At 46.9% G+C, this 26,384-nt stretch carries 14 protein-coding genes, 2 pseudogenes and 1 riboswitch; of the genes and pseudogenes, 6 read left to right on the top strand and 10 right to left on the bottom strand.

The window, feature by feature from the left end; genetic code table 11:
- The first annotated feature begins 119 nt into the window (after nucleotides 1–119).
- The 3 genes from CEQ32_RS12270 to fusA all read left to right on the top strand — a co-directional run bounded on the left by CEQ32_RS12270 (nucleotide 120) and on the right by fusA (nucleotide 8,846).
- Nucleotides 120–4,673, top strand: a complete 4,554-nt coding sequence (locus CEQ32_RS12270; protein WP_047535014.1) for a biotin carboxylase N-terminal domain-containing protein — start codon at nucleotides 120–122, stop codon at nucleotides 4,671–4,673.
- Nucleotides 4,674–4,862: 189 nt separating this feature from the next.
- Nucleotides 4,863–6,314, top strand: a complete 1,452-nt coding sequence (locus tag CEQ32_RS12265; protein WP_181159849.1) for a diguanylate cyclase — start codon at nucleotides 4,863–4,865, stop codon at nucleotides 6,312–6,314.
- Between the two features lie 438 nt (nucleotides 6,315–6,752).
- Nucleotides 6,753–8,846 carry an elongation factor G gene (gene fusA, locus CEQ32_RS12260; protein WP_037414509.1) on the top strand — a complete coding sequence of 698 codons (2,094 nt, stop codon included), beginning with the start codon at nucleotides 6,753–6,755 and terminating at the stop codon, nucleotides 8,844–8,846.
- Nucleotides 8,847–8,946: 100 nt separating this feature from the next.
- On the opposite strand, the gene CEQ32_RS12255 is transcribed toward fusA, so the two are convergent.
- On the bottom strand, nucleotides 8,947–9,828 hold the full coding sequence (locus CEQ32_RS12255) for a LysR family transcriptional regulator (RefSeq protein ID WP_037414510.1): 882 nt from the start codon (nucleotides 9,826–9,828) through the stop codon (nucleotides 8,947–8,949).
- Nucleotides 9,829–9,922: 94 nt separating this feature from the next.
- On the opposite strand from CEQ32_RS12255, the gene CEQ32_RS12250 reads away from it, so the two are divergent.
- Complete coding sequence (locus CEQ32_RS12250) at nucleotides 9,923–10,075, top strand: hypothetical protein (protein ID WP_037414512.1); 153 nt, start codon at nucleotides 9,923–9,925, stop codon at nucleotides 10,073–10,075.
- 164 nt (nucleotides 10,076–10,239) lie between these two features.
- On the opposite strand, the gene napB is transcribed toward CEQ32_RS12250, so the two are convergent.
- The 8 genes and pseudogenes from napB to CEQ32_RS12210 all read right to left on the bottom strand — a co-directional run.
- Nucleotides 10,240–10,671: a nitrate reductase cytochrome c-type subunit NapB gene (gene napB, locus CEQ32_RS12245; protein ID WP_088586102.1), complete on the bottom strand. Its 432-nt coding sequence runs from the start codon at nucleotides 10,669–10,671 to the stop codon at nucleotides 10,240–10,242.
- A complete protein-coding gene (napH, locus tag CEQ32_RS12240) occupies nucleotides 10,668–11,651 on the bottom strand; it encodes a quinol dehydrogenase ferredoxin subunit NapH (protein ID WP_088586101.1) in 984 nt (327 codons plus the stop codon). Before napH ends, napB begins: the two co-directional genes overlap by 4 nt.
- Nucleotides 11,648–12,382: a ferredoxin-type protein NapG gene (gene napG, locus CEQ32_RS12235; protein WP_037414518.1), complete on the bottom strand. Its 735-nt coding sequence runs from the start codon at nucleotides 12,380–12,382 to the stop codon at nucleotides 11,648–11,650. The genes napH and napG overlap by 4 nt, the downstream gene beginning before the upstream one ends.
- Before the next feature lie 51 nt (nucleotides 12,383–12,433).
- Nucleotides 12,434–14,914, bottom strand: a complete 2,481-nt coding sequence (napA, locus tag CEQ32_RS12230) for a nitrate reductase catalytic subunit NapA (RefSeq protein ID WP_088586100.1) — start codon at nucleotides 14,912–14,914, stop codon at nucleotides 12,434–12,436.
- Nucleotides 14,911–15,195 carry a chaperone NapD gene (locus CEQ32_RS12225; RefSeq protein ID WP_037414522.1) on the bottom strand — a complete coding sequence of 95 codons (285 nt, stop codon included), beginning with the start codon at nucleotides 15,193–15,195 and terminating at the stop codon, nucleotides 14,911–14,913. The genes napA and CEQ32_RS12225 overlap by 4 nt, the downstream gene beginning before the upstream one ends.
- 268 nt (nucleotides 15,196–15,463) lie before the next feature.
- Nucleotides 15,464–16,687 carry a lipocalin-like domain-containing protein gene (locus CEQ32_RS12220; protein ID WP_181159848.1) on the bottom strand — a complete coding sequence of 408 codons (1,224 nt, stop codon included), beginning with the start codon at nucleotides 16,685–16,687 and terminating at the stop codon, nucleotides 15,464–15,466.
- Between the two features lie 50 nt (nucleotides 16,688–16,737).
- Nucleotides 16,738–19,428 carry an ABC transporter permease gene (locus CEQ32_RS12215; RefSeq protein WP_181159846.1) on the bottom strand — a complete coding sequence of 897 codons (2,691 nt, stop codon included), beginning with the start codon at nucleotides 19,426–19,428 and terminating at the stop codon, nucleotides 16,738–16,740.
- Between the two features lie 154 nt (nucleotides 19,429–19,582).
- Nucleotides 19,583–20,104: pseudogene (locus CEQ32_RS12210) on the bottom strand (ABC transporter ATP-binding protein); the annotation flags it as partial.
- 378 nt (nucleotides 20,105–20,482) lie between these two features.
- Nucleotides 20,483–20,605, top strand: a riboswitch (glycine riboswitch).
- Between the two features lie 153 nt (nucleotides 20,606–20,758).
- On the opposite strand from CEQ32_RS12210, the gene CEQ32_RS12205 reads away from it, so the two are divergent.
- Both CEQ32_RS12205 and CEQ32_RS12200 read left to right on the top strand, forming a co-directional pair.
- Nucleotides 20,759–22,117, top strand: a complete 1,359-nt coding sequence (locus CEQ32_RS12205; RefSeq protein WP_122040763.1) for an alanine/glycine:cation symporter family protein — start codon at nucleotides 20,759–20,761, stop codon at nucleotides 22,115–22,117.
- 129 nt (nucleotides 22,118–22,246) lie between these two features.
- Nucleotides 22,247–25,207 (top strand): annotated as a pseudogene (locus tag CEQ32_RS12200) (PAS domain S-box protein); the annotation flags it as partial.
- A 21-nt stretch (nucleotides 25,208–25,228) separates the two neighbouring features.
- Here CEQ32_RS12200 and CEQ32_RS12195 read toward each other — a convergent pair.
- Complete coding sequence (locus CEQ32_RS12195) at nucleotides 25,229–26,350, bottom strand: ISAs1 family transposase (RefSeq protein ID WP_088585462.1); 1,122 nt, start codon at nucleotides 26,348–26,350, stop codon at nucleotides 25,229–25,231.
- Between the last annotated feature and the right edge of the window lie 34 nt (nucleotides 26,351–26,384).

Raw genomic sequence — 26,384 nt, 5'->3', positions numbered from 1 at the left:
TTTCCCACTGTCTCATATTTGGAACATAGCGTCTTATGCAGTTTAATGGCATTTGGCGGGATAACAAAGTTATATTTATTGGCTAAAAATTTTCAGAGGCTAAAGCAGAGGATCTTTTGATGACCAGCAATAATCAGCCCAAACACATGACTCAAGCCCAAACGCCCGATCCGCTTTTTTTACAGGCCGAGCATTTGGCAAAGGATTTTTCTCTGTTTCCTAAACACAGTAAACAGAGCTTATCAGAAGAAATTAAAGGTCTTTTAAATGAAGATGCCATTCAGGCAAATTTAAAAGACTTGGCATCGTTAGATGTTGACGGTTACGTCGCAAAAGTGATCCAGCCGACCCAAGACAAAGGTCGTCCTGGTGCTAAACGTATCATTGCGGACCTAAAGGGGCGCTTGATTACCGAAACTCACTTGGGCTCTTTCTACAGTGCTGAGGTCGAGTTGAATTTCGGTTCACGCACTCGTCGTATCGGCTTTATTGCTCAAGAGCGCACAACGGCTAACGGTGCATGGATGCCTGAGCATCACTATGCCGCCTGTAAAGCGATTCGTCATTTTGCCGAATTGTCTATGCCTATCGTCTATTTAATCGATACCCCAGGGGCCGATGCAGGCGAAGTGGCCAACAGCCAAAACCAAGCACATTCTATTTCTAAGGCGATTGCCGAGAGTGCCAACGTTGACGTACCGACAGTCGGTATCGTTATCGGTGCGGGTTACTCGGGCGGCGCGATTCCATTAGCGGCGGCCAACATCCTGTTATCGCTGCGCGATGGTATTTTCAACACGATTCAGCCACAAGGTCTGCAAAGTATTGCGCGTAAGTACAACCTGTCATGGCAGGAATGTGCTAAGTCTGTGGGCGTATCTCCAGAAGAGCTTTACACCGCCGGTTGTATCGATGGCATTATCGATTTTTCTCCAGGTGACCGTGACGAGCGTCAGCACAATTTACGCCGCGCGATTATCAGTAGTATCGAAGCGGTTGAGCGCGCAGCAGTGAACTTTGTACGTGAATCTAAAGATTTACGTGAGCACTATGATCGCAGTTTAGCGCGTTTCCTTAACCCATCTAAAAACTTGATGGCATTAGAGTTAAACGCTGAATTGGCTGTGGCAACGAGCCCAACCAACCACCACAACTTGTTTGGTAGCGCTTACCGTTACCTGCGTTATTTAACGCTGCGTAGCCGTATTCATTCGATCTCTCAGGAGCAATACGGACGTTTGTCACGTGTTAGTGTGCCTGAAGGTGACTTGTTAGCTCGTATCCAACAAGAGCAAGATCGTGTATTCCAAGCTTGGCTATCTAGCCCTGATAAGCTGGTTTACGATGAAGATCTGAACAAATTGTGGGCGAACTTTATTGCTAAGCGCGATGAAATTTCAACCGAACGTAATATGCTGACACGTTTTATTTTGGGTGAACCAAAAGAAAACTATAAAAAAGCTCGTAAGGCACTGTTATTTAACATCGGTTGGTCTTTATATCACCGTTGGAAGAGCAACGCGGCAAACAACTTTAAGGGCTTAATTCAGCATCTTGAAAATCTGCCTAAGTCTGTAACTCAAGCAAAATGGCCTGAGCTTAATCAATTGACTGTGCTCGATGTCGTTGTAAACGATGAGCTGCGTGAAGACTTTATTTGGCAATGCCATAACATCCTGATTTTTAACTCACTTTACGACAACGTTGTGGGTAGCTTAGCGTCTATCGCGAAAGAAGCCATGATGTCTAAGAGTCTGTCACGCAACTCTGTGAACAATCTACTGCACAAGTCGATTGACCATGCGCTGTCTACTCAGGATACCGCAAACGACAAGGCTAAATTCTACAAGTGGCTTAAGTACTTTATGAGCCAATCTAACCGTGCCGATCTCTTGGTGCGGGTAGAGCAGTGGAAGAGTGTGGGCTTCCCACAACTTAACGACAGTTTATTCGTTATCCTGACTTACTTCTTCGAACGTTTATTGCCTGAATACTTCGACAGTGAAAGCGACCACAGCAAATACACTGGTGCGATTAACCCTGTGCGTATCGGTCGTCGTAAGGACTTCTGGAACCGCTTGACCATGGGTTATCAGGACTTACTGATCCAAAAAGTATTACGTGACGAAAAACGTACCGGCAAGATGACGTGGGAAAATGTGATTAAGCAATTTTTCACTAATTTCGACGAAATCAATGGCGACAAAATGTCGGCTAACTTGCTCAACTTCCCTGGTTTCCGTTTATCCATTGAAGATGCGTTAGATAAAGGTATTCGTCCTTGCGGCCTGATCACTGGTATTGCTGACTTTAAAGAAAAGGGACAAAAAGTCCGTGTGGGTCTGGCGGTATCTAACACTGCATTCCAAGCGGGTGCCTTCGATATGGCGAGTGCCGAGAAATTCTCTGCGCTGCTGATCGAATGTGCTAAGCGTAAATTGCCAGTAGTTTGTTTTATCAGCTCAGGCGGTATGCAGACTAAAGAAGGTGCTGCGGCTCTGTTCTCAATGGCTGTTGTGAACGACCGTATCACACGCTTTATCCGTGATAACGAATTGCCAGTATTGATGTTTGGTTTTGGTGACTGTACCGGTGGTGCGCAAGCGAGTTTCGTGACTCACCCATTAGTGCAAACCTACTACCTGTCTGGTACTAACATGCCATTCGCGGGTCAAATGGTGGTTCCAGCTTACTTGCCTTCGACTTCTACACTGTCTAACTACTTGTCGAAAGTACCAGGTGCAATGGCGGGCTTAGTCCACAACCCATTCAGCGAAACCTTAGATAACCAATTGGCGAGCATCGATCCTCTGATGCCAATGCCAACGGCGAAGATTAATGACGTAATCATCAATGCTCTGTCGACTCTGGTTGTTGAAGCGCCTGTTGAAGAAGAAGTGATTGTTCAAAACGATCCTCGTAAGTTAATGAAACCAATTAACAAAGTTTTGGTTCATGCCCGTGGTTGTACCGCTGTTAAGTTGATCCGTAAGGCTCACGATAACGATATCAACGTGGTATTAGTGGCGTCAGATCCTGACATGACTGCCGTACCTGCGGATATGCTGAAAGATTCTGACAAGTTAGTCTGTTTAGGGGGTAACACCTCTGACGAAAGTTACCTGAATGCTTACTCAGTGTTGAAAGTTGCCGAATACGAGCAAGTTGATGCACTGCACCCAGGTATCGGCTTCCTGTCTGAAAGTCCACAATTTGCGGCATTGTGTGTGAATAATGGGGTTAACTTTGTGGGTCCTAGCGTGCATTCAATGACGACTATGGGTAACAAGTCGAACGCGATTAAGACGTCACAAAGCCAAAACGTACCAGTGGTACCAGGTTCACACGGTATTCTGACTAACGCTGAGCAAGCGGTAAACGTGGCCAATGAAATTGGTTACCCAGTGCTGCTCAAAGCGGTACAAGGCGGCGGTGGTAAAGGTATTCAGGTCGTTAAACGTCCTGAGGATATGATTGGTTTATTCCAAAAAACCGCTACCGAAGCGGCAGCCGCCTTCGGTAACGGCGACCTGTACTTAGAGAAATATGTTACGTCACTACGTCATATCGAAGTGCAATTACTGCGCGACCAATTTGGTCACGCTAAAGTATTGGGTTTACGTGACTGTTCAGTACAACGTAACAACCAGAAAGTGGTTGAAGAGTCTGGCTCAACCATGTTGCCAGATGAACTGAAAAAACAAGTGCTGGATTACACCCGTGCCTTAGGTGATGCGACCGATTATATGGGTGCTGGTACTGTAGAGTTTATCTACAACTTAGACGCAAACGAAGTGTATTTCATGGAGATGAACACTCGTCTGCAAGTAGAGCATCCAGTAACCGAAGCGACTTCTGGTATCGATATCGTGAGCGCGCAGTTTGATATTGCTGCGGGTCGTTCAATCGAGCATTTAGAGCCGAAAGAAATCGGTTATGCGATGGAAGTGCGTGTCACGGCTGAGAAAGCCGCACTCGACAGCCACGGCATCCTGCAACTGGTTCCAAACCCTGGCAAGATCACCGAATGTGTATTCCCTGATCATCCAGATGTAGAAATCATCTCGATTGCTGCACCGGGCAAAGAAGTTTCGCCTTATTACGATAGCTTAATCGCCCAGGTGATTATGCGCGGTGAAAACCGTGAAGACGTTATTGCGAAGCTACATGCTTACCTCGACAGCGTAGTGCTCAAAGGTATCGCGACTAACATTCCATTGCTGAAGTTAATCCTAAGCGATGGCACCTTCAAAGAAGGTGTATACGACACTAACTATCTGCCACGCTTTATGGCTGAGCTAGATATTCCAGCACTGATTGCTGAAATGGAAGCCGCTGCTGAAACTGTAGGTGTGGATACTGAGTCGCTGCGTGTGGGTGAAAGTAACGAGCTTAAAGTATTAGCCCAAGGCGCAGGTATCTTCTATACCTCTCCAGCGCCAGGCGAACCTGATTTCGTTAAAGAAGGTGATATTGTAACCGTTGAGCAAACCCTTGCCTTGACTGAAGCAATGAAGATGTTCTCGCAGGTTAACTTGGCTGGCTTTAACCGCCAAGGCGCAGTGCTCTATCCTGAGGATAAGAAGTACCGCATCGAGCGTATTCTGAACAGCAATGGTCAGCAAGTATCGCAAGGTGACCTACTCTTTGTTGTGTCACCAGTTGAAGATTAATCTTGTAAAAATAGATTAAGTAAACGAAATACCCGTCAATTTGGCGGGTATTTTTTTATTGCTAACAAGATTACGTTTCTCAGGTTCGGTGCATTTTTCTGCTTAGGATGAGCGAATTGGTATTATCTTAATATCATGTATACACTTTTTATCTACGTCAGCGAATTACGAATGTATTTGAGAAGCGACATGGGTTGTCGATTTTGGTTTTTATTGTTCTGTTTATGCTCACCCTTAACTGTGAGTGCAGAGCGTTTGGCTTCGCGCTATCTCAAAACCGCTGATGACGGTGCTAGCAGTAGGCAGTTAGTCCGTTACTGTGTTGATCCCGACTGGTTGCCCTATGAAGCGATTCGAGAGGGAAAACATGTAGGGGTCTCATCGGACTATATTCGTTACATTGAGTCCCATTCTCCCCTTAAATTCATTCTTGTTCCCACAACATCTTGGTCTGAAACTCTTAATTTTTTACAAGCTGGGCGCTGTGATTTAACTCCAATGTTGAACAAAACCGCTACCCGAGAGCAATTTTTACATTTTAGCCATGTGTATTTTCACTCGCCAAATGTGTTGGTTTCGCTAAAAGAACAGCCATTTTTACAAGGATTTGAAAACATAGGCTCACGAACATTAGCCGTGCCTAAAGGTTATCGTCTCGCTGAGTATATTCAGCAATATTACCCTAGAGTCAAAATCATCGAAGTGGCCAGTGAACCAGCGGGACTCGAGGCTGTGCTCGATAAGCGCGCTGATTTATTTGTTGGGTCAATGTTTTCGGTGAATGCTTATATTCAGCAGACAGGTTTTAACCATCTTAAAATTGCGGGGTGGGGCGGGCCAGAAGATGAACTACGCATGGGAGTGAGTTTAGGCCATGAAGCACTGCTGCCGATACTTAATCAAGTACTTGATGATGTTGATGAGCTTGAGCGAATTAGGATTTACCAGAAATGGAACAATATTACTGTTATCGATGAGACTAACTATTGGCTTATCTATCAAGTGATTGCAGGTACTCTGCTGGTGATATTCTTACTTGCGACTCGGACTTATTTTATCAGTCGCTATAATCGACGCTTAACCGATAAAAATACACAGCTTGAAGCCCTTCGTCGGCAATTAGAACAAACCAATACTGAACTCGAGTTTTTATCTACCCATGATCCGCTCACCAAACTCTATAATCGCCATTACTTTAACCGCCAGTTTGTGCATGAGCATCGTTCTGAGACCGCAACAGAAAGTAGCATCTGCCTTGTCATGTTAGATATCGATTTCTTTAAAGAGATTAATGACACCTTAGGTCATGCCGTCGGAGATAATATTTTGATGGAGCTGTCTACAGTGTTGCAGCATTGTGTGCGTGAATCAGATGTTGTTGCCCGTTGGGGAGGTGAAGAGTTCGTGATCCTTTGCCATCAGACTTCAATTACTTTAGTTAACTCATTGTGCCAGCGGATTGCTGCGGCGATTAAGGATTATCGCTTTAGTGGTGATGTGCGGCTCACCTGTAGTTTTGGGATTGCCAAATTAGCGAGTAATGAACCAATGCAGTCCTGCTTTGAACGAGCAGATAAAGCACTGTATCAAGCGAAAGCCTTGGGCAGAAATCAGATTTGTATTGATGAATCCAATGCTTAGTTTGCGAAATTAGATGCATTGCTAAGCCCATTGCCACTTTACTCGATCAATTTCACATTTATGCTAATCAACTTTTAGGTTAAACCGAGTTTTAACCTGAGTTGAAGTTTGTATTGAGGTTGCATTGGGCTGGTCTTTTGCCATTTGTGAGTCCTTAAAGTATGAGAAATCTGCAATATCGGTAAAAAAACGCTTATTTTTAGGCTTTTTACTAATTGTTTGAAAACTGAGCTAAATTTTTTTATTTAATTGTTTTAATGCATTTTTCTTATTTTTTTTTAATTTTTTCCGCGACTTTATCGTGAAAAATTGCAAGAGCCATTTGCGCATAGCGGGGTTCCAATTTACAATATGCGCCTAAAATAATCTGATGTGCGGTGTGTCGGTGGTTTGTCGCATACTCCGTCTACTTCTTAAACTAATCATTAAAGTTGAATCATGACCGAATTATCCAAATACAGAAACATTGGTATCTTCGCTCACGTTGACGCGGGTAAAACCACGACCACCGAGCGTATTCTTAAGCTAACCGGTAAAATCCATAAAATCGGTGAAGTTCACGATGGTGAATCAACAACTGACTTCATGGTTCAGGAAGCTGAGCGCGGTATTACCATTCAGTCAGCGGCAGTAAGCTGCTTCTGGAAAGATCACCGTTTCAACGTTATTGACACCCCTGGGCACGTTGACTTCACTGTTGAAGTTTACCGTTCTCTGAAGGTTCTTGACGGCGGTATCGCTGTATTCTGTGGTTCTGGTGGTGTTGAGCCTCAATCAGAAACTAACTGGCGCTATGCGAACGAATCTGAAGTTGCTCGTATCATCTTCGTAAACAAGTTAGACCGTATGGGTGCTGACTTCTTACGTGTTGTTAAGCAAACTAAAGACGTTTTAGCTGCTAACCCACTGGTTATGGTTCTGCCAATCGGTATTGAAGATGAGTTCTGTGGTGTTGTTGACCTGCTAACTCGTAAAGCCTACGTATGGGACGATTCTGGTATTCCAGAAAACTTCGAAGTTAAAGATGTTCCAGCGGACATGGTTGACTTAGTTGAAGAATACCGTGAAATGCTGATCGAAACTGCTGTTGAGCAAGATGACGATCTGCTAGAAGCTTACATGGAAGGCGAAGAGCCATCTGTTGAAGACCTGAAACGTTGTATCCGTAAGGGTACTCGTACTATGGCATTCTTCCCAACATTCTGTGGTTCAGCCTTCAAAAACAAAGGTATGCAACTGGTTCTGGATGCTGTTGTTGATTATCTGCCAGCGCCAGATGAAGTTGATCCACAACCTTTAACTGACGAAGAAGGTAACGAAACTGGCGAATACGCTATCGTTTCTGCTGATGAGTCATTAAAAGCATTAGCGTTCAAGATCATGGATGACCGTTTCGGTGCCCTGACTTTCGTACGTATTTATGCTGGCCGTCTGAAGAAAGGCGATACCATTCTTAACAGTGCAACTGGTAAGACTGAGCGTATCGGCCGTATGTGCGAAATGTATGCTAACGATCGTATCGAAATTGAATCAGCTGAAGCTGGTGACATTATCGCAATCGTGGGTATGAAGAACGTACAAACTGGTCACACTCTGTGTGATGTTAAGCACCCATGTACTCTGGAAGCCATGGTGTTCCCAGAGCCAGTTATCTCTATCGCAGTAGCGCCAAAAGATAAAGGCGGCAGCGAGAAGATGGCTATCGCTATCGGTAAGATGATCGCAGAAGATCCATCATTCCGCGTAGAAACTGATGAAGATTCAGGTGAAACCATCCTTAAAGGTATGGGTGAACTGCACTTAGATATTAAAGTGGACATCCTGAAGCGTACTTATGGTGTTGAGCTGATCGTAGGTGAGCCACAAGTGGCCTACCGTGAAACTATTACTCAAATGGTTGAAGACCAATACACCCACAAGAAACAATCTGGTGGTTCTGGTCAATTCGGTAAGATCGAATACATCATTCGCCCAGGTGAGCCAAACTCTGGCTTCGTGTTCAAGTCTTCAGTTGTTGGTGGTAACGTTCCTAAGGAATACTGGCCAGCAGTTGAAAAAGGCTTCGCGAGCATGATGAACACCGGTACTATCGCTGGCTTCCCAGTGTTAGACGTTGAGTTTGAACTGACTGACGGTGCTTACCACGCAGTTGACTCTTCAGCTATCGCGTTCGAAATCGCTGCTAAAGCGGCATTCCGTCAATCTATGGCTAAAGCTAAACCACAACTACTTGAGCCAATCATGAAAGTTGACGTGTTCAGCCCAGAAGACAACGTGGGTGACGTGATCGGTGACTTAAACCGTCGCCGCGGTATGATCAAAGACCAAGTTGCTGGTGTAACTGGTGTTCGCGTTAAGGCTGACGTACCGTTATCAGAAATGTTCGGTTACATCGGTACTCTGCGTACAATGACTTCAGGCCGTGGTCAGTTCTCTATGGAGTTCTCACACTACAGCCCATGTCCAAACAGTGTTGCGGAAAAAGTTGTTGAGCAAGTTAAAGAGCGTAAAGCTGCTGAAGCTAAGAAGTAATTCTTAACTTCCTCTAAATAGAAACCGCTGCTAAGCCTAGGCTAGCAGCGGTTTTTTTATGGGCGATGCACTGGTTGACGATAGGTTGACGAGTCAGCATTCACGCTTTTTGTTTACTTAATTCCAGTAGAGCATTTGCCGCGGGAGTTAACGGTAAGTTCTGCCGCCAAATCAGGGCTAAATCCCAAGTTAATGCCGGTTGCATCGGTCTAAAGACTAGTTTGCTGTGACTGAGTTTTTGGCAAATAGGTTCGGGTAATATGGCCAGTCCCATGTCGGCTTCAACCATGGTTGCAAGAAAGTCCCATTGACCACTGCGAAAGGCGATATTTAATTGCACGCCAGCCTTACGGCTGAGGCGAGTTATCAATTTGGCAAGTGAGAAGTCCTCGTTATAGAGAATAAACGGATAAGCTTCAAAATCTTGCCAGTTGAGATATGACTTAGCCGCAAGCGGGTGCCCATCAGGCAGGCAAGCTAACAGAGGATATTTTGTCAGCGGTTGGTTGACTAGCTCAGTCTCATGGGTTGTGGGTAACGCAGTAAAGGCAATATCTAAACTGTTATTTAGCAGTGCCTGCTCGCAGCCAAACCCCCCGTATTCATACATTTGTAGTTCAACCCCAGGATAACGCTTACGATAGCTCGTCAGTAATCCAATAATTAAGCTACTCATCATGGGGCAGACACCGAGTCTAAGCCGCCCCGATTTTAGGCCGCTTAAGTTACTCATATCCTCCTGCAATCTATGCCATTGTCCGAGGATCTCCCGCGCACTGTGTTCAAACAGCTGCCCTGCTTGGGTTAGCTCCACCTTTTGATTGTTACGGATCAGCAGGGTTTCTCCTACGCTTTCTTCAAGCCTTTGGATGATTTTGCTAAGCGTTGGTTGAGTGATAAAGCATTTTTGTGCTGCACGGGTGAAGTTTTCCGTTTCAACTAAGATCAGAAAACATTGTAAGGTCTTGATTGGAATGTTCATGCTCAAATGGAATCCATTGTATGGCGTTAATTCATTTTACTGATGATGGTCTAAGTATTACTTTGAACTTGTTAACAGAACAGGAGATTTGGTCATGAAGTCAACGTCAAGTTTATGGGTAGGTGCTTTGTGGCAGGCGGCGATGCCTGAAACAAAGAATGTGCAAACAGCAAAGGCAGCGCAAACAAGAGTAACGGCTCCGGCGGGTGATTTGCATAAAGCAAAACAACAAGTTAACCCAGCCTAGGCTGGGTTTTTACTTTTCCATTTTATCTATTGCCCCGTCTGCTTATTTTTCAGTTCGTCCAACATCTCCCCCACTGAGTTTTTAAGTTTATCTCTAATTTTGTTATGGATAATAAAAAGCCACTGGATGATCAGTGGCTTTGGTGCGGGCAGGGGAGGATTGTTTTACTGAGTTGAGAACTTATTATCAACTAAAGGCGCTTTGTTTTCTGCTTGTGCAACATGGCACTGGGTGCAGAAATAATTATGGCCATTGAGCGTGCCCTTATCGTCGATAACGTGGGATTTCGCCACTGGTGTGGCTTTCATCCGTGGGGCTTTATCCCAGCTATGGCAAGTTAAACAGCCATTTTTATCTAAGGTTATTTTGTAATCATCCTTATGGGGGATGAGTGGCGGTTGGTCAGTAAAACTGCGTTCCAACGCCTTACCGCGAGCTGGGTAAACGGGCATAGCATCAGCGGGGCGAATATCGGTCACCGCGCTATCGCCAGCGAGGGATTTGATATTGACAGGTGTTGCTTGAGTGTCTGCTTGTTGGCCTGAGCAGCCGCCGATGGCTAATACAATCGCGGCTAAGGTGAGTATTTTTTTCATTGGTCATTCTCCGCCTTGGGGGCAATGTGTTGACGAATTGGTGAAGTGGTTGATGGCGAGTGACAATCGGTCGAATCGCCTGAACTAAGTTGAGCCTGAGTGGCCGTAAAACGTGTTTGATAGCGAAATACGCGCTTTGCGCAGACATCGATACAGCGGCCGCATTGGGTGCAGTCTGGGCTAGTGATCACCGGGTTTTGCCCTTTTAACGCGGGCTTTAATACTTGGCGCTCGGGGCAAACAGCAAAGCAATCCATGCAGTTATCACAGGCGCTAGCTTTGCTGGCGACGATCTTAATGGGGCTCCATTTGCCGATTAAGCCAAATAGGGCGCCCGTTGGGCACAGATGACCACACCAAGCGCGCTCGGCGATAAATAGATCCAGCAGAAATATTGCCGCTAAGATCCATAAACCACTGAGACTGCCAAATAGCACGGCGCGATAGACTAAGGGGACGGGATTAATCCATTCCCAAATCAAGTTGCCCGTGAGCAGTGGCAATAACAGCACGAGTGCCAGCAGGTAATAACGTAAATTACGCGGTAACTCGCTGGTGCGAGGGAGGTTTAGTTTACGTCTGAGCCAGCTTGCGGTATCGGTGGCCAGATTGACGGGACACACCCAACTGCAAAACACCCGGCCACCGGCGAGGGCATAAAACAGTATGACCAAGGTTGCACCTATCAATAGGCTAAGCTCGGGAATATGCCCGCTAATGAGCATTTGTAAGCTCACTAGCGGATCGGCAAAGGGAATGGTATCGAGCAGTAAACTGGCCGATAAATTACCCTTAAATAACCAAATCCCTAGTAGCGGCCCCAGTGCAAATAGCCCTAACAAGCCGCATTGCACTGCGCGGCGTAGTAGCAAATATTTGTGTGCGCCAAACCAACCGAGTTCTGCAATGGCTGCGGCATGCTCGCCTTGCATGCGGGCTTTTGAGTTCATGGTCCGGTTATTCATAGACTTGTTACTCATAGCGTTAGCCCCTTATTCAACATCTCTAAGGTGGTTTCCTCAGTGTTGAGATAAGTGTCATGCTCCGCTGCCTTACCGAGTGCTAATGCCGTCGGTAAGACTTTTATGGCGGCGGTATCGAGCACGCAGGCGTGCTCGCATTTGCCACAACCCGTACAGGTATCGCTGTTGACTGTGGGTAAAAACATGGCGTGGTGATCGCTATGTTGATTGCGTTGGCGTTCTAAGGTGATGGCGTTGTCGATTAACGGACAAACCCGATAACAGACATCACAGCGTAATCCCTTAAAGTTAAGGCAATTTTTCTCATCGATCAGTACCGCAACACCCATTTTGGCATCGCTAATGTGCTCAAGTTGAGGATCAAGCGCGCCCGATGGGCAGGCTTTGATGCAGGGAATATCCTCACACATTTCGCAGGGAATGCGTCTTGCGGTAAAGAATGGCGTGCCAGTGGCGGCGCCATCGAACCAACGTGCCAGTGTTAGCGTGTCGTAAGGGCAAGCCTCAACACACAAGCCGCAGCGCACGCAGGCCGAGAGAAAATCGCTTTCTTCAAGGGCGCCCGGCGGTCTGCAAGCTTGGGAGGCGAGTTGACCTTGGCTTTTTGCCGTGGCCGTCAAGCCTAATCCCACAAGCCCCATCACACAGCCAGCCTTAGCCGTCGTGGCCAAAAACTGGCGACGGTTGACTTGTTTGACTGTGAATGGACTCTTCACTTGCTGACTCACCTTAGACTCCTTAATCGCTTTCAAATACGCTTATCGCTATCAAATGAGGGCTTAGGCCTTCATCACTTTTACTGGGCACTTCTTAAAATCAGTTTCTTTTGACAGTGGATCGGTCGCATCCAGAATCAACTTGTTAACTAACTGACGCGCATCGAAGAAGGGCATAAACACCACGCCGCGTGGCGGTTTGTTACGGCCTTTGGTTTCGACACGGGTTTTGACCTCACCACGGGGAGATGCCACGATCACTTCATCACCACGTTGCAGACCTCGGGCCTTAGCGTCTTCAGGATGCATAAAGATTTGTGCATCAGGATAGGCGCGATAGAGCTCAGGTACACGGGCGGTCATCGAACCTGTATGCCAGTGTTCGAGCACGCGGCCGGTAGACATCCACAGATCGTATTCTGAGTTAGGCTCTTCCGCTGCTGGTTCGTAAGGCAGGGCGAAAATTACCGCTTTACCATCGGGTTTACCGTAGAACTTAAAGCCTTCACCTGCCTTAACATAAGGATCGCTGCCTTCAACGAAGCGGCGCAGGGTTTCTTTCCCCTCAACCACTGGCCAGCGTAGGCCGCGGGTTTCGTGGTAACGGTCAAAGTCGGCTAAGTCATGGCCATGGCCGCGACCGAAGGCGGCGTATTCTTCGAAGATGCCTTTTTGTAGATAGAAGCCAAAGTGTTCACTTTCGTCGTTTAGGTCGCCCTTACAATCGGTAGTCGGGAACTTGTTGATGACACCATTGGCAAACAGTACTTCATAAAGGGTCTTGTCAGCGTATTCAGGCTTTTTAGCGATAAGCTCTGCTGGCCAGACTTCAGACACTTTAAAGCGTTTTGAAAACTCGACTAATTGCCACAGATCCGATTTAGCTCCCTCAGGCGCTTTAACCTGTTGATGCCACATATGGGTGCGGCGCTCGGCGTTACCGTAGGCGCCTTCTTTCTCGACCCACATGGCGGTCGGTAGAATAAGGTCTGCTGCCATGGCGGTGACGGTTGGGTAAGGATCGGATACCACGATAAAGTTCTCTGGATTACGGAATCCCGGGTAAATTTCATCGTTGATATTCGGGCCGGCTTGCATGTTATTGGTACACATAGTCCAATAACAGTTTAGCTTACCGTCTTTGAGCATCCGGCTTTGCAGCACTGCATGGTAGCCAGGTTTAGGTGGTATCGTGCCTTCAGGCACTTGCCACATTTTTTCGGTAATCGCGCGATGCTTATCGTTATCCACCACCATATCAGCAGGTAAGCGGTGGGCGAAGGTGCCGACTTCACGGGCGGTGCCACAGGCTGAAGGTTGACCTGTCAGTGAGAATGGGCTGTTGCCAGGTGTGGCGATTTTGCCCGTCAGTAAGTGAATGTTATAGAGCATGTTGTTTGCCCACACTCCACGAACGTGTTGGTTAATCCCCATGGTCCACAGGCTCATAACCTTCACTTTAGGATCGGCATAGGCTTTGGCTAAGGTTTCTAATTTTTCAGGCTCTACACCACTCATTTTTGCTGCGTATTCCAGCGTATAAGTGCTGACGAACTTAGCGTATTCTTCGAAGCTAATAGGGCTAGATTTACCATTGCCAGGGTTTTTGGCTTTCTTCTCTAACGGATGATCTGGACGCAGACCATAACCGATATCATCTACACCGAGGGCAAACTTAGTGTGTTTAGTCACAAAGTTGGTATTTACCGCTTTGTTTTGAATGATGTAGTTGGCGATATAGTTGAGGATCACCAGATCTGATTGCGGATGGAAAACCATCGGGTTATCCGCAAGATCGAAGCTACGGTTCTCGAAGGTGGATAGTACATGCACGCGACAGTCTTTACTGCTTAAACGGCGATCAGATAAACGTGCCCACAGGATCGGATGCATCTCGGCCATGTTGGCGCCCCAGAGCACAAAGTGATCGGCGGCTTCTAAGTCGTCGTAACAGCCCATCGGTTCATCAATACCGAAGGTACGCATAAACCCAACGACCGCTGAGGCCATACAGTGGCGGGCGTTAGGGTCGATGTTGTTGGTTAAGAATCCAGCTTTATGCAGTTTAGATGCAGCGTAACCTTCCCAAATCGTCCACTGACCAGAACCGAACATACCGACTGAGGTTGGGCCTTTAGTGGCGATGCTGTGTTTCCACTTAGCGGCCATAGTATCGAAGGCAACATCCCAACTTACTGGGGTAAACTCGCCTTCTTTGTGGTATTTGCCGTCTTTCATGCGTAGTAATGGCGTGGTTAATCTGTCCTTGCCGTACATGATTTTCGACAGGAAGTAGCCTTTAATACAGTTCAAACCACGGTTAACTGGGCTTTCTGGATCGCCTTTGGTGGCAACCACTTTACCCGCTTTAGTACCGACTAATACGCTACAACCCACACCGCAAAAACGGCAGGGGGCTTTGTCCCACTTGATGTTATCTGACTCGGCGGCTTCAACCATTTTCACGGGAAGCGTGACGCCAACGGCCGTCGCAGCGGCAACCGCTGCGTTAGCCTTGAGAAACTCGCGGCGGCTAATGCTCATAGTGTTTCCTCACTCTCTTTTTCTAACAGTTCTTGTTCTAGGGGTTCTACTTGGTGGTAAATCAAACTGGCGGATAACACACCGGACAGGCCATTGATGGCTTCAACATTGTCGAGAATGGCTTTTTGGGTATTCCCTTCGAGGGTAATAACCAACTTGCCTTCGGGTGAAATGGCGTGGATATCGCAGCCTTTTAGCGCGGCAATATCGGCTTCAACCTGTTGCAAGGCATTAGGGGCTGCATGTACCACGAGGCTGGTGACATGGTATTCCTGACTCATAGCGGTGACCTTTATCTTGAGATGCACTCAGCTGCTTTGCATAAACATCTGTACAACTGAATGTGGATAACTGCGAGTCTAGACCTGATAAAAAATGTGGGTATACCTCACAAGAGGTATTGCAGGGGATAGTCGATCGGGATCAAAGTTTTGCGCGTGATCTAACTCTCAGTTTGAAATTTAAACAATCGCTATCTCTTTGGAGAGGGAATGGCGAGATTGGTTAGATTAGCGAAAGATCCGGCAGTCAAACATCACTATAAGTGGATTAATATCCCGTCAGCTCCATATAACCCATGCCAGTGTGGCTACCGCTAAGTTTGATTGGGCCTTCCCAATAGGAGGTGGATAACGCCATGGCGCTATTGGGATTTAACGGCGAGATACGGATATCGATTTGCTCACTCGGGATTTGGACTTGCCAGCTTACAGGGTATTTGCCGGTGCGGGTGGTTTGCCATTCAAGCGGCGTCATTTTTATTCCATCTGGCGTGTCTCGGGAGTTGATATTACGGCCTGTGCCATCGGCAAACATTCGTCTGGCGCTGTAAAAGGCTAATGGAGTTTGAGATTTATCGGTGGATTGCTCCCTTAACTGAAAGAGCATTAGCGCCGAACCATCATTGAGGCGCAGGGCAAACCAATCCCAACCCTGCTGGCTTTTAGTTAAAAATTGTGAGCTCCATTCTCTGTCTAGCCAGCCTTTGCCTGTGACTTTCTCTACCCGACTCTCGGCTTGGCCATTGATGTTGATATATCGGGTGATCTCACCGCTAATAGTGATAAAAGGTTGACTGTAATAGTAGGAGGCGACGTTACCCTCGCGGTTTTTAATGCTATAGCCATTATCACCTTGATATTGCAGCGGTGCTTGGCTAGTCAGCGTTAGCGCGTAACTAAAGTCTGCGGTCTCAACCCTTAAGATTGCCGGAAATAACGCGCTCGATTCACTCTGCCATTGCCAGTTATCGAGATGAATTTGATAGGGATTGGCATTGACGCCGGCAAGCTTTGGATGACCGCGAGACCATTTCTCATGGGCCAGATGTGCCGCGCTAGAGGTCAGTGCGCTATGGGCAAAATAGAGTTGTTCAGTTGCCCAAGCGGAGTTAAGGGTAGTCGGTTGCGCATTTTGCGGTTCTGTATATTGAGGTTTTAGTGCCACCCTAAATTGGGTCCATTGCGCGCCAAGTTGCTCACCTTTTTCGGTGGTTAAGTTAGCAGTGAGATACCACCATTCTTGCCGAAAGCCGTTGTGGGCAAGATGATCTTGAGGAAAGTGAAACTGATGCTCAGGTGTCACCTTGGCAAAGGCTTGTTGCGTTGAGGTTGTTTCGCCTTCTTTTGTTTGCCCTAGCAAAGCTCCCATGGATTTGGATTCTGAAACGCTCGCGGGCGCATTATCGCAGCCGCTTATCGTGAAAAAGAGTAATCCACCGATGATGAGTTGACTGATTAAGCGTGCGTTTGTACGGCACTTAAGCCAGTTCATTGTGAGTAAACCATTCACTTTCAATTGGGTAATGGTATATGGACGACTGTTCATAGGGTTTCCTGCTGCAAACTGGCGATTAGCGGCCTGCGGGTTTGCCAGTAAAGCGGTAAGAGCACGGCTAAGGTACAAGTCACCAGTGCGATGAGGATGGCTTTGGCATAAGCAAACCAGTCCCAGATCATTTGGATGGTCCAACCAAAGGCTTGCAGGGTGATTTTATTGATTAATAAATACCCCAGCAGAGCGCCCGTAGGCATCGCAATCAGGCAAGTGATTACCACAACCAGCAGCATTTGGCTAAATACCATAGTACGCAGTTTGCTGCGACTCACCCCAAGGGAATAAAGCCGTGCCAGTGGTGCTTGCCGTGCTTGGGTTAACATTAAGCAGGCGCTAAATAGCCCAATGGCGGCCACCAGCAAGGTTAAACTATTGAGCACTAACGTGATTGAAAAAGTGCGTTTAAACATGGCAATGGCTTGGGCCTTTATGTTGGCTTGGCTATAAATTTGTGCCTGAGCCAACTCTAGCGCTGTGGCGAGCTGCATTTGCAGTTCATCCAGTTCGGCCTCGCTGCGCTTGCCGTTCGTGGGTATTGGTTGCGTTAGCACTGATGAGGATGATTTATCAGCTTGTTCCAGAGGATGAAAACTGGCCGCAAGGCTGATGGGTAACAGTGGCAGTTGTGCCTGTTGCCACAGTTGATGGCTAATAATGAGCTCATTGCGGGTATTACCATGGTCGTAATAAATTCCTGCGATAACCACTTGGTTATTGGTGGTTTTATCGAGCACGTTTAAAGTGACTTTATCGCCCAGCATCAACTGATACTTAATCGCCATTGGCTCACTCACCAAGACAAATTGTCCGCCAAAATAGTGTTGCCATAGGTCAGGTAAACTGTCTTTGAGTGTACTTGTGTACTTTATCGATTCATCATCACGGCTGATAATATTCACAGGGATCGTTTGAGCTGTTGGACCTTGGGTCGATATCTCGCCATCGACTTGCCATTGTTGATATAAGCCGCTGACACGAGGATCTTGGCTTAATTTATCCCGTACATCAGCCATACGGTTAGCACTGGGGCGTAGGTATAAATCGGCATGTAAGCGGGTTTCTAACCAACTTCTTAGGGTTTGCTCAAAGCTGCCCACTAGGGTATTCATCGCCACATTTGCGCTTAATGCCAGCAAAATGGCCATCATCGCAAGGGAAAGTGGCGCGATAAGCTCGCGGGTTTCGGCGAGCAAATAGTGCTTAAGCCCTGGGCGAGTGAAGGGGAGCAGTAAGCTTACTCCCCAATGCAATACTTGGGGCAACAGCAGAGGAATCGCGACCGTCACTATGCCTAGTAATATCAAACTGGTGTTGTAACTTTGGCTGAAGGGAAACAGTATCGCCGCGAGTACGAGTAACCCACAGGCTAAGATAAATTGCCGCTGGTGGGTTTGGTTGTGGGCCTTAGTTTGCTGATAACGGTTAGCGCCTTGGGCAAGGGATTGGCGCGTAAGATCAAAATACAAGGGCATGCAAGCAGCAAGCGCTGCCACTAAGGTGAGCGCGATCGCCTGTGCTAACCAATGCCATTGCCAAATGCCCGGCAGCAAGTGAGCACCATAGAGTTGCTCTAGCGTCATAGCAACCATAGGTTGTAGCCAATGGCTGAGTTGTAAACCTAAGATAAACCCGATTACCGAGCCTAAGATAACCAAAAATAGTAATTCGGCGAGCAGGGCAAGCATCACGTCGAGTCGTTCTAGCCCCTGTTGCAGCAGTTGAATCAGCAGACGTTGGCGTTTCATCAGGCTGTAACGCACGCCGTTATAGGCAATAAATAGCCCAACTACAAAGGCTAACATACTCATTGCATTGAGATTTAAATGAAAACTGCGGGTAAGCGCCATTAAGGCTTGCCCTTGATCTTGCTGACTGTAGCTGGCGAGATCTGGGGTGATACCTAAGGTGTCGAGCCGTTGTTTTAACGCGACTAGTTTATCCCTATCGCTAAATAGGGCGATATAACTGAGTTTGCCCTGCATGCCAAGTAAGTTTTGGGCGAGGGAAATATCGGTCAAGATGGCGCTGCCAAGTCCCCAACTATCATCGACACGGATCACTTTTAGGGTCGATGGTGTTATGGATTGGGCTAGGCTGAGCTGGCCATTGGGCGCGATTTTGCTGGCTAGACTGTCACTCATCACCACCACGGGCTCACCGCTTATTAGGTCGGCAAGGGGCAGATCTCCCATTGAGACAGTAGAATTAGCCGTTGCCTTGTTATTTGAGGACGGTGAAGCGTTTTTTGAGGTTAACGTGGCAGTCAATGCCGCGACAATATCGCTGCCTTCAATTTGCCAATACTGGCCGTTTTGGCCAGCAACTCTGCCACTGACTACCGCAAGACTTTGGCTAATCCCAGCCTGCCTTAAACTGAAATACACCGATTCATCGAGATTATCTTGGCCAACGGGTGAGGTCAGCAGTACATCGGCTCGCTGACTTAAGAGCTCAGTGGCTTCGCTATAGCTACGAATCGCATTATCGTTGGTGGCTTTTACCCCGATGAGCAGCGTCACGGCGAGGGCGATTCCGAGTAAAATCGCCCCAGCCTGCAATGGCGCGTGGCGATAATGGGCTAAAAATACCTTGAGTACCCAGGTGATACGCAGCCATTGCCCACTCTTGTTTAAGTTATTGTATGGATTGGCTTTATTTTCTGGTTGTGTGTTATTCATCATGCTAGCCGGAGATCGACACTGCGGTGTAGGACAGATGCCAGCGTTTGTTCATAAAGGCGGCGCACTCTTCGCTGTGGGTGACCATCAAAATGCTGGTTTGGCTCTCTTTGGCGAGTTCGCATAGCAGTGACATCACCTGTTTACCAGATTCGTCATCTAAGTTACCCGTGGGTTCATCGGCCAGCAGTAAACTCGGATTGTGGGCTAATGCCCTAGCTATCGCGACCCGCTGTTGTTGTCCGCCGGAAAGCGCTTCAACCTGCCGGTTTAATAATGCCGCTAACCCGAGCTTTTCCACCAAATAATCGCACCAAGGATTCCAGCTATCACCGTTAAGGTGCAGGGAAAAGCCGATATTATTTTTAACATTCAGCGGAGTGAGTAAATTAAATTGCTGGAATACCACGCCTAAATGGGTACGCCTAAACTCACTCCATTGCTTATCTTGCCACTTGGTGGTGGATTGATGATTCAGCACTATCTGGCCACTGTCTGCCGATTCAAAGCCCGCAATCAGATTCAGTAAAGTGCTTTTGCCGCTGCCACTTGGGCCGGTGAGTGCGATAGTCTCCCCTTGATGCAAAGTTAAATCGACCGCTTGCAGCACTGTGTGGCGCTGCTCGCCGTCGCGAAAACTTTTACTTACTTGGATAAGCTTGGCGACTTCTTTCATCTATCTCTTCCAATTGGGATTTTACCAACTTAGGCGTTAGGCTAAAGATAAAGCATTTTACAATCCTATAGATACCGATATTTGGGCAAGTTAGATCAATTCACATTGATTAAGACTTAGGATTGAGTCTGTTTGAATTTTCTGCGATTAACGGCTTGTCTCTCATTTCTGTGAGCAAATGGGCTTGAGCTATTGTGGTGTTTGTTGCATGCTGTGCGCCCTGTTAAAACGATAGCTGGCTATCGTTTTAACAATCCGTTCGGATGAAGGTAGCAGGAGAGTGGGGAATTAACCCCACACCGACGAGGCAACTTTGTTGTTGGAAGCATTCCATAAACAAAGCACTCTTTCAGGTGCCGCAAGGCGTGGACTGTTACTGGACGAGCCTCTGGAGAGACTACCGATTGCATTAACTTGCAATAATAGGTGGCGCCGAAGGCGAAAGTGTCGCAGTGTTTTAAGCGACGCGAAACGCTCAGGCAAAAGGACAGAGGAGAGGATGACTGCACAGTCCCTGTCGTTTGTCTTTGTGGACTATTTTCCTGCCGTTATTGGCTGGGAAGATGGTATTTCTTTAGGCTGGCAGCGATGTGTCACAGCCATTTCTTTTCCTCCTCCTTTATTAATTTAGTTGTTTAATAATTGAGGAATATCATGAGTTTTGAAGCCTTGCTCAGCAGCCTAAATGGTATTGTCTGGGGTCCTATCACACTTTGTTTGTTAGTTGGCACAGGGATTTATCTCACTGCGCGACTAAAGCTTATCCAAGTATTTCGTCTGCCAATGGCGCTTAGCCTATTGTTCAAACCCGCTAAGGGGCATGGTGATCTATCGTCCTTCGCCGCGCTTTGTACTGCATTGTCTGCAACCATAGGTACGGGCAATATTGTTGGAGTCGCAACGGCGATTAAGATGGGCGGCCCTGGTGCGTTATTTTGGATGTGGCTTGCTGCCTTTTTTGGCATGGCGACTAAGTATGCCGAGTGTATGTTGGCGGTAAAATACCGCACCACCGATGCACGTGGACAGATTGCCGGTGGCCCGATGTATTACATCGAGCGAGGCCTCGGTTTGCGTTGGATGGCGAAGTTATTTGCGCTGTTTGGCGTGGGGGTAGCGTTTTTCGGCATTGGGACTTTTGCTCAAGTGAATGCGATAAGTGATGCCTTAACTATCGCCTTTGATGTACCAACATGGGTGACTGCGCTGGTGCTAACCCTGCTGGTGGCTGCTGTCACCTTAGGTGGCGTCAAACGTATCTCCAACGTGGCGCAAAAGCTTGTGCCTGCAATGTCGATTGGTTACGTGTTGGCCTGTGTGTGGATTTTAGTGGTTTTTGCCGATGCCATTCTACCCGCGTTGCAATTAGTGGTGGAGTCGGCTTTTACGCCAGTATCGGCTGCGGGGGGATTTTTAGGGGCCACCGTGGCGCAAGCGATTCAAATGGGGATTGCCCGCGGGGTATTTTCTAATGAGTCAGGCTTAGGTAGTGCGCCCATTGCTGCGGCTGCGGCAAAAACCAATGAGCCCGTCGAGCAGGGCTTAGTGAGTATGACTGGCACCTTTTTCGATACTATTATCATCTGCACTATGACGGGATTAGTGCTTATCATCACTGGGGTATGGAGCGGTGACACTGCGGGCGCGGCCATGACCAGTGCGGCGTTTAGCTTAGGCGGATCGGCTGCCATCGGCCAGTATTTAGTCACTATCGCCTTGGTCTGCTTTGCGTTTACGACCATTTTAGGCTGGCATTACTATGGTGAACGTTGCTGGTACTACTTAGTGGGCGAGCGCGGGCTGCGTGCCTATCAAATCTTGTTTTTAGGCCTGATTGCTGGTGGGGCTTTTATCAAGTTGGATGTGATTTGGTTACTGGCTGATACGGTAAATGGCTTAATGGCCATACCTAATTTGATTGCGATTATTGGATTGCGGCACATTATCATTGCTGAAACTCAAAGCTATTTTGTTCGAACATTCGCTAACCGTACGCTAAACCCTGTTTATTAATGTTGTGAAAACAATATATTAGTTCACATTATTTTAACTTTGAGATTGTCGCCACAGCGTTCTTCGTTTACTTTATAAGAGCTACCCCAAAAAGGGGGGGACTTAAAACGGGGGCTTTGAGGCGACGCCATGGATAAAAGTAAACTTCGTACTTTCCGCAGCAAAATTTTATCCCATATTGCGCTGCCTTTGATTCTTATCATGGCGGCCGTTTATGGGATTACTTCATGGTTTAATTATCTTTCCCTTGAAAAGCGGCTTTACGATCATTTAGCTCAACAGTCGGCACATTCAGCCTCTCGATTGCAATTATTACTCGAACACGCTCAAACAAATACTCAAGGGCTTGCTGATTTTATTGGTTTTTTGGCTGACAAGAATGATATTAACGATTCTGATAAGCTGCAAAAAGTCTTAACTAATCGCCTCGAGCGTAACCCCGATTTTTATGGTTCTGCCGTTGCCTTTAAACCGGGCACTTTTCTCAATAAAAAACTTTTCTCTCCCTATGTATACCGCAGTGGTAATAGTTTCCATTATTTAGATATTGGCGCCGAGGGGTACGATTATACCGATGGGACTTGGGATTGGTGGACGCAAGCCATCAATAAGGTCGAAGGTTATTGGTCAAAAGCCTATTTCGACGAGGGTGCTGGTAATACTTTAATGATTACTTATGCGGTTCCTTTTGGAGTGCAGCCGAATTATTTTGGGGTTACAACCGTTGATTTGGCTTTAGATAGATTACCTGAGCAACTAGGGATAGCCCCTAATCGGCTGATGATATTAGATGAGCAAGGTCGGCTTATCTTTCATGGGGATAAAGAAAAGGTTTTAGCCACATCAGTTTCGGAATGGCTGGATAAAGGAAATCACAAAAATAATGCATTTGGCGCTTTGCTGGAAGATGGGCTGACTGGGCAAGCCAGTTTTGTTGATGATACTGGTACAGTTTATCTTGCCAGCATTGCAGAAGTGGCAAAGTTAAAATGGCACGTGGTTGTTATGGTGCCACAGCAGGAGTTATTTACCTCGCTACTGGACGATATTTCCTCAGTTGTCCTCAACTTAAGTTTATTAACCTTACTGCTGTTATTGACCTGCTATATCGCCGCTAAACGGTTAACTCGTCCACTGGAATCCCTTGAATCCGGTATTTTGGCTTTCGGTCAAGGTAAAACACAGCAGTTGGTTATCCCTAAAGGGGCGATTAGCGAGATAGTGACCTTAAGTGAAACCTTTAACAAAATGGCAGATCTGCTTGCTCAGCGTGAGCAAGCTATTTTAGATTCCCGCGGTAACCGCTTCGCTCGCTTGATCGACGGTATGAGCGATAAATCCTTTTACTGCTCACTTGATCCTGACGGACAACTTGCACAGGTCAGTGAAGGGGTGACCAAAGTATTGGGCATACCGCCCGAATTACTTAAGCGCAAATATCAAAGATTGTTTTCGGCCAACCCCCTTAATGAGAAAAACTGGGAATACACCGATCTGGCACTCAAAGGGCAGAACGTCCCTTCACATCAAGTTGAACTCATCGATTCAAAAGGCCAGTCAAGGCGGCTCGATGTTTTTATGCAGCCTTTAGTGTCAGATACTGGCGAGTTAATGTCGGTGGAGATGCTATTTACCGATGTGACAGAGCAATTTTCCGCCGCAGCTTGGTCTAGCGCGGTACTTGAGGCCGCACCTGAGGCCATGCTGATTGTCGATCAAAGTGGCCAAATAGTATTTAGCAATAGTCGCTGTCAGCAGCTGTTTGGTTATGACGCAAAAGCTATGTTGGGATTACAAATTGAAGCTTTGCTACCCGAAGATTTAAGGAGTCCCCATGCCAAAGAAAGATTACAGTTTCTACGTGAGGGGCGTGATAGGCCGATGGCAAATGCACGCCATGTGCGGGCGCTTAAGTCTGATGGGGATGAGTTTGTTGCCGAAATCGCCTTAAGTATTTTACCGAGTGATTTCGATGGTCGTCGCCAAGTGGCCGCATCGATCCGTGATATGACCCAAAAAATAGCGGTTGAACAAAAAATCCGTGATAGTGAAGTTCGCTTCCGTGGTTTGGTGACTAATATTCCTGGGGCTGTCTACCGCACTCGCATCGGCGAGGAGTGGGTGATGGAATATGTCAGTGACAATATTGCCGATATTACCGGTTATGCCGCGAGCCAGTTTATTGAGAATCGTCAACGCAGCTTTGCTTCATTGATTTTGGAAGAAGATCGCGAGCTGTGTCATCAGCATATTGATAGAGCCCTCGCGCAGCAGGAAACCTTTGAGGTGGAATATCGTATTCGCCACCGTGACGGTAGCATCCGTTGGGTGCATGAAAAGGGCAAGGCGAGTTATACCGAAGAGGGTTTTCCCCTATGGTTTGACGGCAGTATTGACGATATAACCAAGAGTAAGTTAGCCATCGTCGAGCTTGAAGCCTCAAGGCTGCAATTAACTAATATCACTGAGTCTATTCCTTGTACTGTGTATCAATTGCGCTGGGTTTCTCCTAGCGATCGCCGTTTTACCTTCCTTTCTGGCGCAGCATTTCACATGTTGGGCTTACACCGCGAAGATTTACTCAGTAACTTTAATATTATTGCTGAGCGGATTTTTGATGAGGAACGACCAGAAGTTATACGCGCGCTTGAGGGAATGAGTGACGATAAATTAAGCTGGATCCGCGAGTTCCGCTATCGTCATCCTAATGGTGGCATTCGCTGGATGGAAGCCGGAGCCAGTGGTCATTATGCCGATGATGGCGCCATTATCTGGAATGGCTATGTGATGGATGTGACTGAACGCAAGTCTATTGAAGAAGAACTTGCGGTCAGTGAGGCGCACTTTAAGGCCTTATTTGATGGAGCAACCATTGGTATCGTGAATGTCGATATCAAAGGACTTATCCTCGATTGTAATGATCAATTCTGTGAGGATATGGGGCTGAGCCGTAATGAATTACGTAGTACGCCGATTTTTGATGTCTTGAGTGCACAGGATAAAGAAGTTGCAAAAGCGCAGTTTAAGGAACTTGTAGAAGGTAAAGTTGATCACTATCGAGGGGAAAGAAGCTTTATTCGTCCCTCCGGTGCAGGGCGACCGCATGAGTGTCTACATTTTAACCACATGACTAAAACCAGCGCTTAATACCTCCTCTAGCATGGTTGTGCTCATCATGCATCGCTTTTGTTTACCAACAATGCTTAGCTTGGTTGGCTCTGCTCGAAGCATATTCAAACTCATATGGCGTAAGCAAGACAGATTTTCTGCACCATGACCTTTATATATCTGGCACGCATCTTCATTCATGGTGACATCAAGCACCCAGTGCATTGACTCTATGCCCCAGTGGTCTCTGACTGCTACCGCAGCTTGCTCTGCACTAAGCGCTTTGGAACTGATGTAATAACGGTACTCTAGCTCGACAGATTTGCCTTTCTCAAAGCGGAAGTTTTCAACCATGATAATGTTCTTCAACCCTTTCCAGCGAGAAAAGTCACCATCAAGGTTGGTACTGGCCAAAACATAGCATTGGCGAGACTCTATACGTCCATGCCCCTGTTCAAGGTTGACAGTGTCTGCCACATTGGCTCGCTGAGATGAGAATGCTTTTTCCATCGCTTGTCGGAGTTTTCCTTGATTGCTCTTTACTGCAAGCAAGTAATCACCACCTTGCTCTACAATGGCTTTGGCTATACTAGTCTGACAAGCCATTGCATCAATGGTGACTAGGGCTCCCCTGATATCAAGCATCTTTATCAGCTCAGGAATGGCCGTTATTTCATTACTCTTTTGCTCAGTTTTTAACTGTCCCAACACAAGTTTGTTTGATGATGCATAAGCACTGATCATATGGATAGTGCTCGACCTATCTTCGCGATTGTATGAGCCTCGAAGTGTTTTGCCGTCGATCGCAACGACTTGACCTTGGGTAAGAGTATGTACTGACGACATCCAGTTGATGAAGCACTCATGAAACGACTCTGGTTCAATCGTCGATATTATGCGAGCAATAGTGTCATCAACAGGAATGCCGTTCACAAAGAGGCCATTACGCTTAAACCAATCATGATGACCGAGAATGTATTCACGAATATCAAACCAGCCTTTCGCGCCTGCAATCACCGCACATAGCGAGCCAAAAAGGACTTCAAACAGGCAATATGTGACCTTTGCACCTTGGCGTTGGTCGATAATCGTTTGAAAATGTTCTTTGAAGTGGTCAATGTGCATGGTGCTCTCCCTAAAAAGGGAGTATATGATCACA

The organism is Shewanella sp. FDAARGOS_354 (assembly GCF_002209245.2).
Lineage (GTDB): Bacteria > Pseudomonadota > Gammaproteobacteria > Enterobacterales > Shewanellaceae > Shewanella > Shewanella xiamenensis.
The sequence above is the reverse complement of the archived record's forward strand: the minus strand, read 5'-3'. Positions and strand labels throughout refer to the sequence as shown.